Here is a 15,796-nt window from a genome sequence, read left to right as displayed (position 1 = left end):
TTTAACGCAACGGCGACTCTGCTCATCACTTATAACAAATAAGAATATAACTTTTGTTTTAACAACTAACGGTACGGGTTAGGGTACCTGCCTATTGAACCTCAATTGGAGAGCATCCCTTGCCTCTGCGTAGCACTTTCACCCGTTTCTTCCAGCTGGAAGCCGCCAGCGGCCTGTTGCTGATCGCCGCTGCCGCCTTGGCGCTGATCATCAACAACTCACCGTTGTCGCACCTGTACAACGCCTTTCTCGAGACGCCGGTAGTCGCCCAGGTTGGCGCGCTGAAAATCGCCAAACCCGCGCTGCTGTGGATCAACGACGGCCTGATGGCCCTGTTCTTCCTGCTGATCGGCCTGGAGGTCAAGCGCGAGCTCCTCGACGGGCACCTGTCCAAGCCTTCCCAAGTCGTACTGCCGGGGGCCGCAGCCATCGGCGGCATGGTGGTGCCCGCGCTGATCTACTGGGCGCTGAACAAGGACAACCCCGCCGCCCTCGCCGGCTGGGCCATTCCCATGGCCACGGATATCGCGTTCGCGCTGGGCGTGCTGGCCTTGCTGGGCAAACGCGTGCCCGTGTCGCTGAAACTGTTTCTGATGACCTTGGCAATCATTGACGACCTGGGTGCCATCATCGTCATTGCGCTGTTCTATTCCGCTGACTTGTCCGGCGCGTCACTGGCAGGGGCAGGAGCTTGCCTGGTTGCCCTGATCGCGATGAACCGCCTGGGCGTGATCAAGCTTGGGCCGTACCTGATCATCGGCCTGATCCTGTGGGTGTGCGTGCTCAAGAGTGGTGTGCATGCCACCCTGGCCGGCGTGACCCTGGCGTTCTGCATCCCACTGCGCACCAAGAATGCCGAAACGTCACCGTTGCTGACCCTGGAGCACGCCCTGCACCCGTGGGTGGCCTACGCCATCCTGCCACTGTTTGCGTTCGCCAATGCCGGGGTGTCCCTCACTGGCGTCAGCCTGGACAGTTTCACCCACCACGTGCCCATGGGGATCGCTGCGGGCCTGTTGATCGGCAAGACGGTCGGCGTATTCGGCCTCACCTGGCTCGCCATCAAGACCGGCATCGCCTCACTGCCCAGCGGCGCCAACTGGGGCCAGGTGCTCGGCGTGGCGATCCTGTGCGGTATCGGCTTCACCATGAGCCTGTTCGTCGGCTCCCTGGCGTTCGTGCCGGGCGCCAGCGAGTTCGCCGGCGAGGACCGCATGGGGATTCTGACCGGGTCGATCCTGGCGGCCTGCATTGGTTACGCGGTGACCGCCATGGCGAGTCGCAAGAAAGCCTGAGCCCCCTGAAAAGCGCCACAAGAACCCCCAACCGGGTCACCGGTTGGGGGTTTTCTTTTTTCGCCACCATCCGTCGGCCCTCCCCCCTAAAGACTTTCCGTTTTGCGCCGACTAGAGAGTGTGGCGATCCGATTGTCTCGGCTTGGGACTCCCGCCCGCCCCTGCTCCCCCATGCATTTTCAGCCCGAGCGAAAAACCCATGTTTCTGAGAAATATAAGAATCGCTGCCAGAGCCTTCATCGGCTTTGCAGCTATTGCGTCGCTGAGTGTGTTTCTCGGTTTGTTCGCCCTGAAGCAAATTGGCGAAGTCCAGTCCCAGGCCGCCGACATTCAGAACAACTGGATGCAACGCGTCAGGCTCCTGGCTTTGGCGAATGCTTCGCTCGACCGCTTTCGCCTGGGGGAAATGGCGCACATCCTGTCCTCCAGCGACGCAGATATGCAGACCTACGAAGACAAATCCGCAGGCCGCCTGAAAAGCGTCAAGGAGCAGTTGACTCAATATGCGGGGCTGCTGCGCACCCCAGAGGAAAAATCACGGCTTGAGGTCTTCAACCAAAGCCTTGATGCCTACGCCAATAACCACACCGAAATGCTCAAGCGCTCGCGCTCAGGGGATAAGGCCGGTGCTCGCGACTTTCTCAACAGTATCCGAGAAAGTTACGAGAAGATGACCAAGAACTTCGACCAACTGATCGACCTCGCCAACAAAGGCGCAGAACAGGCCGGCCTGACGTCTGTGGGGGCTTACCAACATGCCGTAAGCGGTATCGCGATCGTCATTCTGCTGGTGAGTGCCGGCACGGTCCTGGTTGCCTGGCTACTGACCCGCAGCATTACCGGTCCGATCATTGAAGCGGTCCATATTGCCGAAACCATTGCCAGCGGCGATCTCACCCAGCCCATCATACCTACCGGCAACGACGAAGCCACACGCCTGCTCAGGGCGCAAGAAACCATGCGTGACAACCTGGTACAGACCCTGCGGCAAATAACCGGTTCCTCCAGCCAACTGGCCGCAGCGGCCGAAGAACTGAACGCGGTCACCGCCGAGGGCAGCCGGGACCTGCAACAACAGCATGGAGAAATCGAGCAAGCGGCCACCGCCGTTACCGAGATGACCACGGCGATTGAAGAAGTCGCGCGCAATGCGGCATCGACCTCCGACCTTTCCCAGGAGTCACGCAGCATTGCCTTGAAAGGCCAGCAGCGCATGGTCGAGGCGCTCAATGCCATCCAGGCCCTGACCCGCGGCGTTGAGGTCAGCTCCGAGCAAGTGGGTGGCCTCGCCGAACAAGCCAAGGGTATCGGCAAGGTACTCGATGTTATCCGCAATATTGCCGAGCAAACCAATCTGCTGGCACTGAACGCCGCCATCGAAGCCGCCCGCGCCGGTGATGCAGGCCGTGGTTTTGCGGTGGTCGCCGACGAAGTCCGCGCCCTGGCCCATCGCACCGCCCAATCGACTCAAGAAATCGAACAGATGATTGGCAGCATTCAGACCAACACCGCCAGTACCGTCCACACCATGCTCGACAGCAGCACCATGACCCAGCAAACCCTGGAGCTGGCCGGGCTGGCACAAAAGGCGCTGGCGGATATTCTGGCTGCGAATGATGAGATCAACGACCGCAACCTGGTGATTACCACAGCAGCGGCGGAGCAAGCTGACGTGGCCCGGGCGGTCGACCGCAACTTGCTGAACATTCAGCAACTGTCGATTCAGTCCGCCGAAGGGTCAACCCAAACCACAGCGGCCTCGCAATCCCTGGCAAGCCTGGCGCATGAGTTGAACACGATGGTGAAGCACTTTCAGGTTTGAGCTGCCCCCTAGAAAACAAAAACCCCAACCGGTTACCCGGTTGGGGTTTTGTGTTTCTACAACCGACGCTTAACGTGTAACGCGGCTGGTGCCGTTGACGGTCATGATGCGTACACGGTCGCCAATGCGGAAGACTTCGTTTGCATCCACGGCCTGAACATAGGCGCGCATGCTGCCATCATCTTCGCGAACGGTAATTTCAACGCCCTGGGTGCGGGTCAGGCCCTCTTCAGCAGCGGAACCCAGCAGGCCACCGGCCACAGCACCGATAACGCCAGTCACGATACTGCCACGACCACCACCGATTGCGCTGCCACCAACGCCGCCAACCACTGCACCGGCAACGCTGCCGATTGGGGTCTTGGTGCCTTCGATTTTCACTGGACGCAGGGATTCGATGGTGCCCATGCGAACGGTCTGTACACGACGCGCCTCGTCACGAGAGTACGAGTCGCCGGTCAGACTCGAGGCGCAGCCACCCAACAACAATGACAGGGTGGTAAAGCAGGCAACTAGTAAAACGGACTTACGCATAGCATCAACTCCAAAGGACAGATATTCATTAAACGCTGCGACTTGGCGCCTGTCACGGCAAGCCCGGCAGAAAAGTGCTTTCATTCAGCCCTAGTACAGACTGCCAGTACCAGAAAAATCGACGAACGGTAGCACTCAACGTGTTCCCAAGCATGCCATGGAAGCGTTCATCATTGTAGTCGCACACGCGTGAAGTCTCCCTTCAGGAGACTTCACGCGTGTGCTGCACTATTGAGGCGAAATGACGAAGGAGACGCTCAAGGCGCCAGGCGTTCACGGACCCATTGGCCCGCTTGCAGGCGGTAGTTCAGGCGATCATGCAGGCGGCTGGCGCGGCCTTGCCAGAACTCGATGCGCTCGGGCAGCAAACGATAGCCGCCCCAATGCTCGGGGCAATCGGGTTGGGTGTCGCTGAAACGCTGTTCTGTCGCCTTGAGCAGATCCTGCAACTCTTCTCGATCGCGAATGACCTGGCTTTGCGGGGATGCCCAGGCGCCTAGGCGGCTGCCCAAAGGGCGGACCTGGTAATAGGCATCCGACTCTTCAGGCGTGACCTTGACCACTCGTCCTTCAACGCGTACCTGGCGCTCCAGGGTCGGCCAGAAGAAGGTCATGGCCGCGAACGGTCGCGCCGCGAGTTGCTCACCCTTGGCGCTCTGATAGTTGGTAAAGAAGGTAAAGCCCTGTGCATCCAGGCCCTTGAGCAGCAGGATGCGACAGTGCGGGCGACCGTCCTGGTCGACCGTGGCCAGGGTCATGGCATTGGCCTCCACCGGTGGCTGCTCGGTTTTCACCGCATCGCCAAACCATTGGTGGAACAAGGCAAACGGTTCGTCCGGGGCCTGGGCCTCGCTCAAACCGTCCCGTGTGTAGTCACGGCGCATATCGGCCAGTGCCTGGGTCATGCGGCTTTATCCTTCTGGTTCAACGGATCAGTTTTTCGCCTGTTCGTTCGCAGCTGGGGCGTCGGCCTTCGGTGCGGGTTTCTTCGCCGCAGGCTTGGCAGCAGCTTTTTTGGCAGCGGGCTTGGCGGCGGCTTTCTTGGCCGGTGCCTTTTTCGCAGCGGTCGCTTTTTTCGCAGCCGGTGCCGGGACCGGTGCGGGTGCGGTCTGCACAGCGACCATCTCGGCAACCGGCGGCTTGCCCGAGTTGTACTTGTTCAGCAACGCCAACATAGTTGTACGCTGAGTGAACAGGATTTCCATGCGACGGTTCAGCGCACGCCCTTGGTTGCTGTCGTTGGCGGCGCGCGGCATCAGGTCGCCCATGCCACGCAGCATCAAGCGATCCTGCTTCAAGCCGCTGAGGCTGAAAATCGACGCAATGGATTGTGCACGTTCCTTGGTCAGGGCCTGGCTTGCAGGCTCGGCGCCATTGGTGTCGACGTGGCCGAGTACCAGCACGGCAGTCTTCGGGTCACCTTCAACAGCCTTGGCAACACGTGTGAATGGACCCAGGGTCACCGGCAGCAACATTGCCGGGCGTTTCGGGTTGTAGGAACCATCGACCGGGGCGATCACGACCAGTACGTTCTCGCGACGCTCCAACTGCAGGTTGCTGTCCTTGATGGCAGCGCGCAGGCGCGGCTCATAGTCATCCAGCCAGGCTTGGGTGATTTTCGGATCCGGCATCGGCACATTGGTCACGTCAACCTTGGCCAGTGGTTTTGGCTTGCTTTCGAACGGCCACCACCATTTGGCTTCGGTGTCGGTCTTCGCGACTGCCGGGGTCGCCGGGTCAGCCGCCTTGAGGTCGGCTTTCAAGTCGGCCTTGGCATCAGCCGCCTTTTCGTCGGCACTCTTGGTAGAGAACGGCCACCAGCTCGAGCCGGTGTCTGCCTTGGCTACCGGGGCTGCGGCGGCAGGCGCTGGAGCCGCTGCTGCGGCAGGGGCAGCAGGTTTGGCACCCGCGGCGGGCTTGGCGTCGGTTTGGGTCACTGCGTCCTTGGCAGCCGACTTATCAGATCCAAATGACCACCAATGCCCACCCTCGGCATCATTTTGTGGAGTTTGTGCGCAGCCAGTAATAGTGAGGCACAGCGCCAGTGCCAAGGACTTGTTCGATAACATGAGATATCCACAAAATGAGAAAAAACCAGGGGGTCTGCATGACCCGTTAAACAGACGCTTAAAGAACATTAAAGTTACATCATTTCGTTCAGCGTCTTTTTATACTTGCCTTTGTAACAAAAAATTGTGAAACAGCAAGAGGTTTACAGACAACCGGCCAATATTCCGACCAACTTCTGCGCACGCGGGTCCATAAGTACGTACGGACCCAGTGTATTAGTCACGAAACCGAAAGCTACATCATGTTCCGGGTCGGCAAACCCTACCGATCCCCCTGCCCCGGGATGCCCAAATGCACGTGGGCCAAGGCCGAACGTGGCGTTGGGCAATTGTGGCTGGTCCAACATGCAGCCCAGGCCGAATCGGGTTTGGGTCAATAAGGTTTTATCCGGCCCGATACTGTGCTCACGGGTCAATTGTTCGAGCATGTCGCTTTCCAGCAAACTACCGTCCAACAAGCCGCTATAAAACCCGGCCAGGCTACGGGCATTACCGTGACCATTTGCCGCCGGCTGCTGCATGCGTCGCCACTCAGGCTTATTAGTACTGGTCAGAATAGACGGTGGATTGGCAAAAGCACGGGTTGTCATCGCCGTAGGTTCGCGCATCATTACTTGAAGTAATCTTTGTGCCGCCTCGTCGCCCATGTTGCCTTTGCTGCGGGCTACATGCGCGACACGATAAAACTCTTCGTCTGCCAGGCCCACATGGAAGTCCAGCCCCAATGGCCGCGCCACGCGCGCCACAATGGAGTCCCCGGGCCCACGCCCGTCGGCACGACGCAGCAATTCGCCCACCAGCCAGCCGTAGGTAATCGCCTCGTAACCATGGCCCTCACCCGGCGTCCACCATGGGGCCTCGGCCGCCAGGGTATCGACCATCAATGGCCAGTCGTACAAGGCTTCGGCAGGCAGCATCTGGCGGATCGCCGGCAACCCGGCCTGATGGCAAAGCAATTGACGCAGAGTGACCGCCTCTTTACCCGCCGCCGCAAATTCCGGCCAGTAATCGGCCACGGGGGCGTCCAGTTTGAGCTTCCCCTCGGCCACCAGTTGCAGCGCCGCGACGGCGGCAAAGGTCTTGGTACAGGAGAACAGGTTGACGAGGGTGTCGCTGTGCCAAGCCTCGGCCCTGTCCTTGTCGGCGGTGCCGGCCCAGAGGTCGACAACGGTTTCGCCGCCGACCTGGATACACAGCGCGGCGCCACGTTCCTGGGGGTCATCGAACAACGCGGCAAAGGCTTCGCGTACCGCTTCGAACTGGAGCTCGTAATGACCCTGAATCTGCACCTAAGCCGCCTTGGAAAACACTATAAGAAATGGCCGACATTGTTCCAGTCATTGTGAGTTTTGTGAACCCGTCAACGATGAATCAATGACCATTTCCAGAGTGCCCACCGGCGTGCCCGGCGCCCTGCCCCGTGCCTTTGCCGTCGTGCCCCGGCTTACCGCCCCCACTGTCGCGCGCAGCGCTGGCCGCCTTGGCTTTTTGCGCCTCCTTGCCCAACTGATCGACCGCCGCCAGGTTGCTTTTACGCACGCTGTCGACAAACCCCTGGAACGGTATATCGGTGATACCGACGAGGCCGAAATGGCCGTTTTCGCCATCCAGCAGACGCCCGGTCACGGGCTGGTCCAGGTACTGGAACCAGTGCACGCCAACAATCGAGGGTTCGGCCATCGCCTGCTTGAGGAACGTTGCGTAGGCAGTACCGCGCTCTTCTTCCCGGGCCAACTGCGTCACGCCGCCCCAGAACGGGCCCCGGTCCGTCGAGCCGAAGTTGAATTCGGTGATCAACACAGGCTTGTCCAGTGCACGCAGGGCGGCAAAGTCATAACCGTCCTGGGGTTTGAGGGTGTACATATTGAAGCTCAGCACATCGCAATACTGTGCGCACGACGCCACGGCTTCCGGGGTGCTCACCGCATAACGACCGCCCAGCAGCAACTGGTTCGGCGCGTGCCACTTGAGTGAGTCGGCAATGGTCTTGAAGTAGGCGTCGGCAAAGGTCTTCTGGAAGTACTTGAAGTCAGCTTCGATTTCCGGATGCTCAGGACTCGGCATCGGCGGCTCGAAGCCTGGGTCTTCCATCAACTCCCAGCCCGCCAGGTGAATACCCCAGGCTTTCGAGAGACCTTCTTCGTTGCGGTATTTGTCACGCAATTGCTTGAGGAACGCGCGCTTGGCCGGTACGTCGGTGGTCATGCGCAGGGTGCCGTAGGCCAGGGCGTAACGGGATTTTGCATCGTCGCCAGGCCCCGCCCAGGCCAGTTCGTTGTCGGCAAAGTAGCCGATCAACCATGGGTCATCACGGTGATCGCGGGCGGCGATGGCCACCGCGCGTTCAGTGGCCATGGCGAAACGCGGGTCAAACGGGTCGGGCATGCCGCCCCACCAATCAGTGCCGGTACTGATGCTCGCATAATCACCCACAATCGACAGCGGCAAGGTGTACGGCACGCGGTCGGCGGTGGCCAGGTCCGGATCGCTCCAGTTGCCCACGGTATTGAAACCCCAGGCCTGGAGGCGGTCGAGGGTGTGGCTGACCCAGCGCTTCTGATCAAAACCCTCACCGCCATAGGTGCGCTGCAGGTTGGCGCCATAGAAATCGTACCAACGCCCGGCACCAAAGCCGCGACCTTCGCCCGCACCGTTGCCGGTGCGGTTATCGCCGCTGCCATAATATTTGTCGAAAGGTTCGCCGGCCTTGGGCAGCGCCGCAAACATCCACTCCCGGCCCGCCACATACGTCTGGTTGTTATCCGGCGCAACGGTATTGACGCCCAGGGAATAAAACGGATGGCCTTGCGGCGTCACCAGATACCAGCGTCCATCGCGCTTCTCTGTGCGGAAAAAGCCACTGGCCTCAAATGCAGGGCCTTTGTTCCAGCCACCGTATTGGTCCAAGGCGGACTTGTCGCGATCGGCCAACCAGCCCTTGAGTTGTTGCTGCTCCTTGGCGGCGGATGCCTTGAGCTGCTCGTCGCTGCTGACCTTTTCCGGCCAGCGCGCACGGGTGGACTGGCCATAAGCGTCCACCAGTTCACTGTAGGCGGCTTTCAACACCGGCTCGCTGTCCTGCACACCAAAGCGTTCCAGCAAAATGCTCTGGGCGGCGTTGGGCTTGATCATCGACAGGGTCACCGACACCACCTGGCTGCGGTCGATGTCCCCAGCACTGCTGGCCAGCAACACACGTTGACCGTCCACGGTCATCGGCATCGGCGGGCCGGCCTTCATGCCCTGGCTCAACGGCGAATTGGCTTGCAGCGGAATCAACAGGGTCTGGGCCGGGCCAGCCGGCAGATCGATACGGCTGACCAGGACCTTGCCGTCAGCACTCTGCACTTTGACGTACAGCGTCAGTGCCCAGTCCATGGCGCTTTGGATACGCAGGCTCATGGCACTCGATTGCGACCAATCCCATGCACCGGTTTGCGGGCTGAGTACCAGGCTTGGCTCGGCCGCCGGGTTGAACGTGATACGGCGTAGCACCTCGCCTTCGGCGGTTTGTTCGGCGTTGTATTGCGGCAGGCTGGCGTCCTGGGTCGCCACCTTGACTACATCGGCAGGCCGGACGAAGTTGAACAGCGTTTGTTGCCCGGCGGGCGCGGCCATCAACGGCGTGGCGAACAGCAGGGCAAAAAGAGCGGGCAGCGTGCGAATCATACGAACAAGGTTCTCCCAAACGGCCGATGAATGGCCTGATGACATACAACGTTAGCGATGAGATAGACCACAAAGTGGGCGAGTTCGCCCACGGTGGCTTAAGAAATTTCGCGCCTGAAGGGCGGCAAAGCATTGAGGATAGCTTTGCCGTAGCGCTGAGTGACCAAACGACGGTCGAGCAAGGTGATGGTGCCCCGGTCTTCTTCGGTGCGCAGCAGACGCCCGCAAGCCTGTACCAGCTTCAAGGACGCGTCGGGTACCGAGATTTCCATGAACGGGTTACCACCGCGCGCTTCGATCCATTCGGCCAGTGCCGCTTCAACCGGATCATCAGGCACCGAGAACGGGATCTTGGCGATCACCACGTGTTCGCAGTAAGCACCGGGCAAGTCCACCCCTTCGGCAAAGCTCGCCAGGCCGAACAGCACGCTGGAATCACCACCATCGACCCGCGCCTTGTGCTTGTTCAGGGTTTCCTGTTTGGACAGGTTGCCCTGGATAAACACCTGTTTACGCCAGTCGCGGTCGAGGCCGTCGAATACGTCCTGCATCTGTTTGCGGGACGAGAACAACACGAGGGTACCGCGTGAACCTTCTACCAGCTCCGGCAGGTCACGGATGATCGCCGCCGTGTGCGCTGCCGCGTCACGGGGGTCGGCCTTGAGGTCCGGCACCCGCAGCACACCGGCGTCGGCGTGATGAAACGGGCTCGGCACTACGGCGGTAACAGCCTTCTTCGGCAGGCCGGCGCGCATCCGGAAGCGGTCGAAGGTGCCCAGGGCGGTCAGTGTGGCCGAGGTCACCAGGCAACCGTACGCCACGTTCCACAAGTTGCGCCGCAGCATTTCCGCGGCGAGGATCGGGCTGGCGTTGACCTCGATATCAAACAGCGCACCGCTTTCCGACAGGGTCAGCCAGCGTGCCATTGGCGGGTTGTCTTCCGGGTCTTCGACGGTGAAGGCAGTCCATAGCTCCCAGTTGCCCTGGGAGCGCGACAACAGGCTGCCGAACAGCGGGTACCACTCCTCGGCCTGGTTGCTGGCAATACCAATATTGACCTCGCCGTCCATGCCTTCCTTGAGCAGGTCGGTCAGGCGGGTAAACAGGTCGGTCAGGCGTGAAAAGCCTTTTTTCAACTCGATGCCCATTTCGCGCATGTGCTCGGGAATCATCCCGCCGACAAAACGATGGCGTGGGCGCTCACGGCCCTCGACGTCTTCACCGGGCTTGAAGTCTGCGACCTGCTCACAGGCGCTGAACATGAACTGCTGTTGGGTCTTGATCTCCCGCGCCAGCTCCGGCACTTGCTCGATCAACTTGCCCAGGTCACCCGGCAGCGGATGCTGGGCCAGCAGCTTGGTGAGGTTCTTGGCAGTGGTTTCCAGCCAGTCGGCGGTGGAGCGCAGGCGTGTGTAATGGGCGAAGTGGCCAATAGCCTTGTCTGGCAGGTGGTGGCCTTCGTCGAATACGTAGAGGGTGTCACGCGGGTCCGGCAATACCGCGCCGCCACCCAGGGCCAGGTCGGCCAACACCATGTCGTGGTTGGTGACGATCACGTCAACCTTGCCCATGCCTTCGCGAGCCTTATAGAAGGCGCATTGGCCGAAGTTGGGGCAATGGCGGTTGGTGCATTGGCTGTGGTCGGTGGTCAGGCGGGCCCAGTCGGAATCTTCCAGGGCAGTAGGCCAGCTGTCGCGGTCGCCGTCCCATTTGTTACCGGCCAGTTTTTCGATCATGCTGGTAAACAGCTTCTGGCTGGCCTCATCAACCTCGATCTTGAAGCCTTCTTCTTCGAAAAGCTGGGCCGTGGCGGTTTGTGCGTGGCCCTCCTGCAAGAGCACGTCGAGCTTGGACAGGCACATGTAGCGGCCACGGCCCTTGGCCAGGGCGAAGGTAAAGCTCAAGCCGCTGTTGCGCATCAGGTCGGGCAAGTCTTTGTAGACAATCTGCTCTTGCAGGGCGACGGTGGCGGTGGCGATCACCAGCCGCTTGCCGGCCGCCTTGGCGGTGGGGATCGCCGCCAGGCTGTAGGCCACGGTCTTGCCGGTACCGGTGCCGGCCTCGACGGCCACGACCGCGGGCTCACCCTCACGGCGACCTTCGTCGTCGGTGTCGATATCCCCGAGGACCTTGGCCACTTCGGCGATCATCAGGCGTTGGCCGTAGCGCGGTTTCAAGCTCTTGGCTTCGAGAAAACGCGTATAGGCGCCCTGGATCGTGGTTTTGAGTTCAGTGCTGATCATGGATAGTCGGGCGCAAAAAACGCTGGATAAATTTTCAGTGGTTCGGATCGGCCGCTATCATACCCCGCTAATTAATCCCGCGCAGAACGGAGTACCACAATGACCGCGTTTAGCCTCGCTTACACCCTGCATGTACTGGCCGCCCTGATCTGGGTCGGCGGTATGTTTTTCGCCTGGATGATCCTGCGCCCCGCCGCCATGGCGGCCCTTGAGGGCCCTGCCCGGCTCAAGCTGTGGGCAAATGTGTTTCAACGTTTTTTCGTATGGGTGTGGGTCGCAGTACTGGTTTTGCCGATCAGCGGCATTGGCCTGCTGCAACTGCGCTTCAATGGTTTTGAGACCGCGCCGCGTTATGTGCAGGTGATGATGGGTTTGTATCTGGTGATGACGGCGTTGTTTATCCGCATCCAGGCCTTGAAATTCCCGGCGTTGCGCACCGCAGTAGCCGCTGAGGATTGGCCGGCCGGCGCGGCGGCCCTGGGGCAGATTCGCAAATTGGTGGGGATTAACTTGATCGTGGGGTTGGTGGTGGTGGCGATTGCTTCGGCACGGCCGATGTTCTGAAGCGAGGCTTACATCGCCATCGGGACAAGCCCTCCCCCCCATTTTGGAATGCACTTCAAATGTGGGGCTTGCTCCCGATAGCGTCAGGCCAGGCGACTCAGAGCCTCTGGATGGTCACAGAACCCGCAGGCCCTGCCGGCCCCGGTTGCCCCTCCAGCCCTGGCCGCCCCTTCTCGCCGCCATCGGCGCGGTACACCACGCAGCCCTTGGACTGCCCGCCTTTACCGGGTTTGCCAGCGGTGCCGGCCAAACCACCGGCTCCGCCATCGACCCAGACCTTGATCTTGTCGCTTGGGAAGTCCTGCGGCAGCTCGACCCGCACGGTCGCGCCCGCGGCGCCTGGCAGGCCGTCGCCGCCGTTATCCCCGTTGGCCCCGCGCCCGGCCGCCCCCCAGGTGCAACCCGGGTCCACGCCGTTGGCACCGTCCAGGCCCGCATACCCTTGGGCACCCGCACCGCCACGGGCATCCACCGACAACTCTTGAGCCGTCAGGGCATTGATCCTCAGGGTCAGGTCGCGCCCAGCCTTGGCTGGTTTTTCATGGGTACCGGGTGCGCCGCGCGTCGTGATCTGGCTACCGTGCTCCAGCTGCGCATGGCGTACCTGCAATTGCAGCCCGGTATTACCCGGAGCAATGGCAATGCGCGCCTCACGGCCGAGGTGCAACTCATCCACTGTCACCTGGCTGATGGTCGCCGGGACCAACAAGGTGCCGTAATCCGCCACATCCAAGCGCTCCAGCTGCAACACACTGGTGCTGCTGGGCAAACGCATCAGTGAGTTGGTCTCCACACTGACACTTTGAGCCAGGGCAACGGGGCTGACCAACAGGGCCAACAGAAAAACCTTACGCATCATGGGGCTCCTGGGTGTTTTAGAATTTTTCTTTGGGCGCACAGTAACGACTTCCTCTGGCGATTTGCCAGTGAAGGATCAAAAAACTTGAGCTGGAGGCGGTTTAGCGAGGGTTGCCAGCAATGCCCCTGTGGAATCCACAGGGGCAAGGGCTGTCAGCGGTTGATCTGGATTTCCACGCGGCGGTTCAAGGCGCGGCCATCCGCAGTTTTATTGTCGGCCACCGGGTGACTTGCACCGGCGCCGGTCACCGACACAAAGTTGCTGCGCGGCACACCGGAGCTGATCAGGTAATCAGTGACCGAATGGGCACGTTTTTCCGAGAGTTTCTGGTTGTACGCGTCTTTGCCGACGCTATCGGTATGCCCACTGACCCGCAGTTGCGCGCTCGGGGCTTCTTTTTTCAGGCGAGTGGCGATGGTGTCGAGCTTGGTTTTATCGGCCGCCGTCAGCTTGGCCGAGTCGAACTGGAAGTGCACATCGCGAATCACGATGGTTTCTTCCTTGACCACGACCACCTCCTCAACCACCGCCGCGGGCGGCGCAGGTGGGCAACCATTGGCATCGACCTGCACGCCTTTGGGGGTACCCGGGCACTTATCGCGGCTGTCCGGCACGCCATCACCGTCTTCATCGCCATCGCCATGCACCCAGCAATAGGCGCCCGCCATACCACCGACCAGCAGCGCACCATAGCCGGCGTAGGCCGAGCTTTTAGTCGCGCCGATCGCCGCACCGGTCACACCACCTACGGCGGCGCAGGTGGGCCAATCGGTTTTTTGCAAACCTGCGCAACCTGTCAATACTCCGGTTAGCAGAACCAAGGGTAGAGCTGTCCGCATGATGCTCATCTGATTTCTCCTGAGGGGATCGGCGGGGGCCGATGGGTGGAGTAAAGACCGCTCTTTTCATCTGCGCCACTACGCCACACCCCTGTATTCATTGAGGGCGGCCGCCCATTCAGGACATTTCGCGGTGGCCCGCTCTAGGCCCGCACGCTCAGCCGCGCTAGTCTCTACGGTCCTGATGTGAGGATCTGTGATGACCGCCGGAATTTCTTCCCGTACGCCCCAGCAAGCATTGGCTGCCTTGCTTGACCTTCAAGGTCCGAAACGCCTGCTGTTATTGGGCGCCAGCCAGTTCCCGGCACTGGATGCCTTTAAAGACGCGCATCCTGATACCCAGGTGTTCTGCGCGGCACCCGGTCCGTTGCCGGCAGAACTGGCGGCCCAGCGTTTTGACCTGGCACTGGTGGTCGACTGCCTGGAACACCTGTCAAAACCGCAAGGGCTGACCTTGCTCGGCGGCATTCGCAACCTTAATGCCAGCCGTATTGCCGTGTTGGTGGACCTGGGCGCCTGCGCCTGGAAGGACACCGACTTTTTCTCCCTGGCCCTGCAAGCCGGTGAGCGTTTTCAGCGTGATGAGCAGGTTCTGACGCTGTTTACCTATGATCTGCTTGACTATAAACAGGTGCCGGACTGGCTCAATGCCCGCTTCTGGGCCAACCCGGAAAACTTCGGAAAGTATTGGTGGTAACCCCGATGAGTACATCCATTTGCCCATGCGGCAGTGGCAACCTGCTGGATGCCTGCTGCGGCCATTATCACGCCGGCCACCCGGCCCCCTGCGCCACGGCGTTGATGCGCTCGCGCTACAGCGCCTATGTCCTGGGCCTGGTGGACTACCTGGTGGCCACCACCCTGCCCGCGCAACAGGCCGGCCTGGACCGCGACGCCATCGGCGCCTGGAGTGCCCAAAGCACCTGGCTGGGCCTTGAGGTGGAAAGCTCTGAGGTATTCGGCGGCCAACCGGAACACGCCTTCGTTACCTTTACCGCACGCTGGCATGACAGCAGCGGTGAACACAGCCACCGCGAGCAGTCCTCCTTCGTACAGAACGATGGGCGCTGGTACTTCATCGACCCGACAGTGGAAGTAAAGGCCGGGCGGAATGATGTATGTTTGTGCGGCAGCGGGCAGAAGTTCAAGAAGTGTTGTTCCAGCTACCTCTAATCATCTGACAGGGATCACTAACGCCATGCTCCGGATCTACAGCTTGATGCTGGCGTTAACCCTGGGCCTGACCGGCTGCGCCTCCTGGTTTGAAGATGATGCGCCAGCGCCGCACGTTTCCCTGGTGAAGGTCGAAGTGGTGCGGGCCAAGTTGCTGGAGCAGAAATTCAAACTCTACTTTCGCGTGGACAACCGCGACGACGCGGACCTGACGGTACGCGGCCTGGTCTACAAGGTCAGCCTGGGCAATTTTCTGCTGACGGAAGGCGAGTCCAACGAATGGCTGACCGTGCCGCCACGTAGCCATGCGTTCTTCAAGGTATCGGTGCGCACCAACCTTTGGCCGCAGATACGCGATGTGGTGCAAATGCTGAAAAACCCCACCAAGCCCGTGCCCTATCGCCTGGAGGGCGAACTCAAAACCGGATTATTCATCGGTAATGACGTGCAGGTGGCCCACAATGGCGAGATAATCCCCGGCGATTTTATTCCGGAGCGACATCGATGACTCAGCAACCCCATGTCCATGGTCCTGACTGCAACCACGATCATGATCATGATCACCATGATCACGACCACGGCCATGTACACGGCCCGAACTGCGGCCACGCGCATCAGGAGCCAGTGCGCAACGCCTTGAAGGATGTTGGGCGCAACGATCCTTGCCCATGCGGCAGCGAGAAGAAATTCAAGAAGTGCCACGGCGCTTAAGCCACGCTGACGATCCAA

At 60.6% G+C, this 15,796-nt stretch carries 15 protein-coding genes; 7 read left to right on the top strand and 8 right to left on the bottom strand.

Translation table 11 applies throughout. The features are described from left to right. Positions 1 to 119: 119 nt before the first annotated feature. Positions 120 to 1,295 carry a Na+/H+ antiporter NhaA gene (nhaA, locus tag M5B43_RS07670; RefSeq protein ID WP_248749526.1) on the top strand — a complete coding sequence of 392 codons (1,176 nt, stop codon included), beginning with the start codon at positions 120 to 122 and terminating at the stop codon, positions 1,293 to 1,295. 199 nt (positions 1,296 to 1,494) lie between these two features. Then, positions 1,495 to 3,117: a methyl-accepting chemotaxis protein gene (locus tag M5B43_RS07665; protein WP_248749525.1), complete on the top strand. Its 1,623-nt coding sequence runs from the start codon at positions 1,495 to 1,497 to the stop codon at positions 3,115 to 3,117. A gap of 69 nt (positions 3,118 to 3,186) precedes the next feature. Here M5B43_RS07665 and M5B43_RS07660 read toward each other — a convergent pair whose 3' ends face one another. From M5B43_RS07660 to dinG, 6 genes are all read right to left on the bottom strand, one after another. After that, the gene (locus M5B43_RS07660) at positions 3,187 to 3,651 is read right to left on the bottom strand and encodes a glycine zipper 2TM domain-containing protein (RefSeq protein ID WP_053254782.1); all 465 of its coding nucleotides are present in this window, start codon (positions 3,649 to 3,651) and stop codon (positions 3,187 to 3,189) included. 257 nt (positions 3,652 to 3,908) lie between these two features. Then, on the bottom strand, positions 3,909 to 4,556 hold the full coding sequence (pdxH, locus tag M5B43_RS07655) for a pyridoxamine 5'-phosphate oxidase (RefSeq protein WP_248749524.1): 648 nt from the start codon (positions 4,554 to 4,556) through the stop codon (positions 3,909 to 3,911). Between the two features lie 27 nt (positions 4,557 to 4,583). Further along, entirely contained in the window at positions 4,584 to 5,720 is a 1,137-nt protein-coding gene (locus tag M5B43_RS07650) for an OmpA family protein (protein WP_248749523.1), read from the bottom strand. 143 nt (positions 5,721 to 5,863) lie between these two features. Then, positions 5,864 to 7,009 (bottom strand): serine hydrolase domain-containing protein, encoded by a 1,146-nt coding sequence (locus M5B43_RS07645; RefSeq protein ID WP_248749522.1) that lies wholly within the window; start codon positions 7,007 to 7,009, stop codon positions 5,864 to 5,866. A gap of 82 nt (positions 7,010 to 7,091) precedes the next feature. Beyond that, a complete protein-coding gene (locus M5B43_RS07640; protein ID WP_248749521.1) occupies positions 7,092 to 9,389 on the bottom strand; it encodes a beta-galactosidase in 2,298 nt (765 codons plus the stop codon). Between the two features lie 98 nt (positions 9,390 to 9,487). Continuing rightward, positions 9,488 to 11,632 (bottom strand): ATP-dependent DNA helicase DinG, encoded by a 2,145-nt coding sequence (dinG, locus tag M5B43_RS07635; protein WP_248749520.1) that lies wholly within the window; start codon positions 11,630 to 11,632, stop codon positions 9,488 to 9,490. 99 nt (positions 11,633 to 11,731) lie between these two features. Between dinG and M5B43_RS07630 the strand changes: the two genes are divergently transcribed. Next, positions 11,732 to 12,196: a CopD family protein gene (locus M5B43_RS07630; protein WP_248749519.1), complete on the top strand. Its 465-nt coding sequence runs from the start codon at positions 11,732 to 11,734 to the stop codon at positions 12,194 to 12,196. A 97-nt stretch (positions 12,197 to 12,293) separates the two neighbouring features. Here M5B43_RS07630 and M5B43_RS07625 read toward each other — a convergent pair whose 3' ends face one another. Together M5B43_RS07625 and M5B43_RS07620 are read right to left on the bottom strand one after the other, a co-directional pair. Beyond that, complete coding sequence (locus M5B43_RS07625) at positions 12,294 to 13,052, bottom strand: collagen-like protein (protein ID WP_248749518.1); 759 nt, start codon at positions 13,050 to 13,052, stop codon at positions 12,294 to 12,296. Positions 13,053 to 13,207: 155 nt separating this feature from the next. Further along, complete coding sequence (locus M5B43_RS07620; RefSeq protein WP_248749517.1) at positions 13,208 to 13,903, bottom strand: OmpA family protein; 696 nt, start codon at positions 13,901 to 13,903, stop codon at positions 13,208 to 13,210. Between the two features lie 190 nt (positions 13,904 to 14,093). Between M5B43_RS07620 and M5B43_RS07615 the strand changes: the two genes are divergently transcribed. From M5B43_RS07615 to M5B43_RS07600, 4 genes are read left to right on the top strand one after another with little or no spacing between them, the layout of a single operon-like run. After that, entirely contained in the window at positions 14,094 to 14,591 is a 498-nt protein-coding gene (locus tag M5B43_RS07615) for a DUF6231 family protein (protein ID WP_248749516.1), read from the top strand. 5 nt (positions 14,592 to 14,596) lie between these two features. After that, on the top strand, positions 14,597 to 15,067 hold the full coding sequence (locus tag M5B43_RS07610) for a YchJ family protein (protein WP_248749515.1): 471 nt from the start codon (positions 14,597 to 14,599) through the stop codon (positions 15,065 to 15,067). 25 nt (positions 15,068 to 15,092) lie between these two features. Then, on the top strand, positions 15,093 to 15,575 hold the full coding sequence (locus tag M5B43_RS07605; protein WP_248749514.1) for an LEA type 2 family protein: 483 nt from the start codon (positions 15,093 to 15,095) through the stop codon (positions 15,573 to 15,575). After that, complete coding sequence (locus M5B43_RS07600) at positions 15,572 to 15,778, top strand: SEC-C metal-binding domain-containing protein (protein WP_034137262.1); 207 nt, start codon at positions 15,572 to 15,574, stop codon at positions 15,776 to 15,778. Before M5B43_RS07605 ends, M5B43_RS07600 begins: the two co-directional genes overlap by 4 nt. Positions 15,779 to 15,796: the final 18 nt, after the last annotated feature.

This window comes from Pseudomonas sp. MWU15-20650, assembly GCF_023242475.1.
In the GTDB taxonomy this organism is placed as follows: Bacteria; Pseudomonadota; Gammaproteobacteria; order Pseudomonadales; family Pseudomonadaceae; genus Aquipseudomonas.
The sequence above is the reverse complement of the archived record's forward strand: the minus strand, read 5'-3'. Positions and strand labels throughout refer to the sequence as shown.

What these genes read in the sequence shown, in the direction of transcription:
- M5B43_RS07665 (WP_248749525.1), top strand. Translation starts at nt 1,495, where the DNA reads ATGTTTCTGAGAAATATAAGAATCGCTGCCAGAGCCTTCATCGGCTTT.
- M5B43_RS07660 (WP_053254782.1), bottom strand. Translation starts at nt 3,651, where the DNA reads ATGCGTAAGTCCGTTTTACTAGTTGCCTGCTTTACCACCCTGTCATTG.
- pdxH (WP_248749524.1), bottom strand. Translation starts at nt 4,556, where the DNA reads ATGACCCAGGCACTGGCCGATATGCGCCGTGACTACACACGGGACGGT.
- M5B43_RS07650 (WP_248749523.1), bottom strand. Translation starts at nt 5,720, where the DNA reads ATGTTATCGAACAAGTCCTTGGCACTGGCGCTGTGCCTCACTATTACT.
- M5B43_RS07640 (WP_248749521.1), bottom strand. Translation starts at nt 9,389, where the DNA reads ATGATTCGCACGCTGCCCGCTCTTTTTGCCCTGCTGTTCGCCACGCCG.
- dinG (WP_248749520.1), bottom strand. Translation starts at nt 11,632, where the DNA reads ATGATCAGCACTGAACTCAAAACCACGATCCAGGGCGCCTATACGCGT.
- M5B43_RS07630 (WP_248749519.1), top strand. Translation starts at nt 11,732, where the DNA reads ATGACCGCGTTTAGCCTCGCTTACACCCTGCATGTACTGGCCGCCCTG.
- M5B43_RS07625 (WP_248749518.1), bottom strand. Translation starts at nt 13,052, where the DNA reads ATGCGTAAGGTTTTTCTGTTGGCCCTGTTGGTCAGCCCCGTTGCCCTG.
- M5B43_RS07620 (WP_248749517.1), bottom strand. Translation starts at nt 13,903, where the DNA reads ATGAGCATCATGCGGACAGCTCTACCCTTGGTTCTGCTAACCGGAGTA.
- M5B43_RS07615 (WP_248749516.1), top strand. Translation starts at nt 14,094, where the DNA reads ATGACCGCCGGAATTTCTTCCCGTACGCCCCAGCAAGCATTGGCTGCC.
- M5B43_RS07610 (WP_248749515.1), top strand. Translation starts at nt 14,597, where the DNA reads ATGAGTACATCCATTTGCCCATGCGGCAGTGGCAACCTGCTGGATGCC.
- M5B43_RS07605 (WP_248749514.1), top strand. Translation starts at nt 15,093, where the DNA reads ATGCTCCGGATCTACAGCTTGATGCTGGCGTTAACCCTGGGCCTGACC.
- M5B43_RS07600 (WP_034137262.1), top strand. Translation starts at nt 15,572, where the DNA reads ATGACTCAGCAACCCCATGTCCATGGTCCTGACTGCAACCACGATCAT.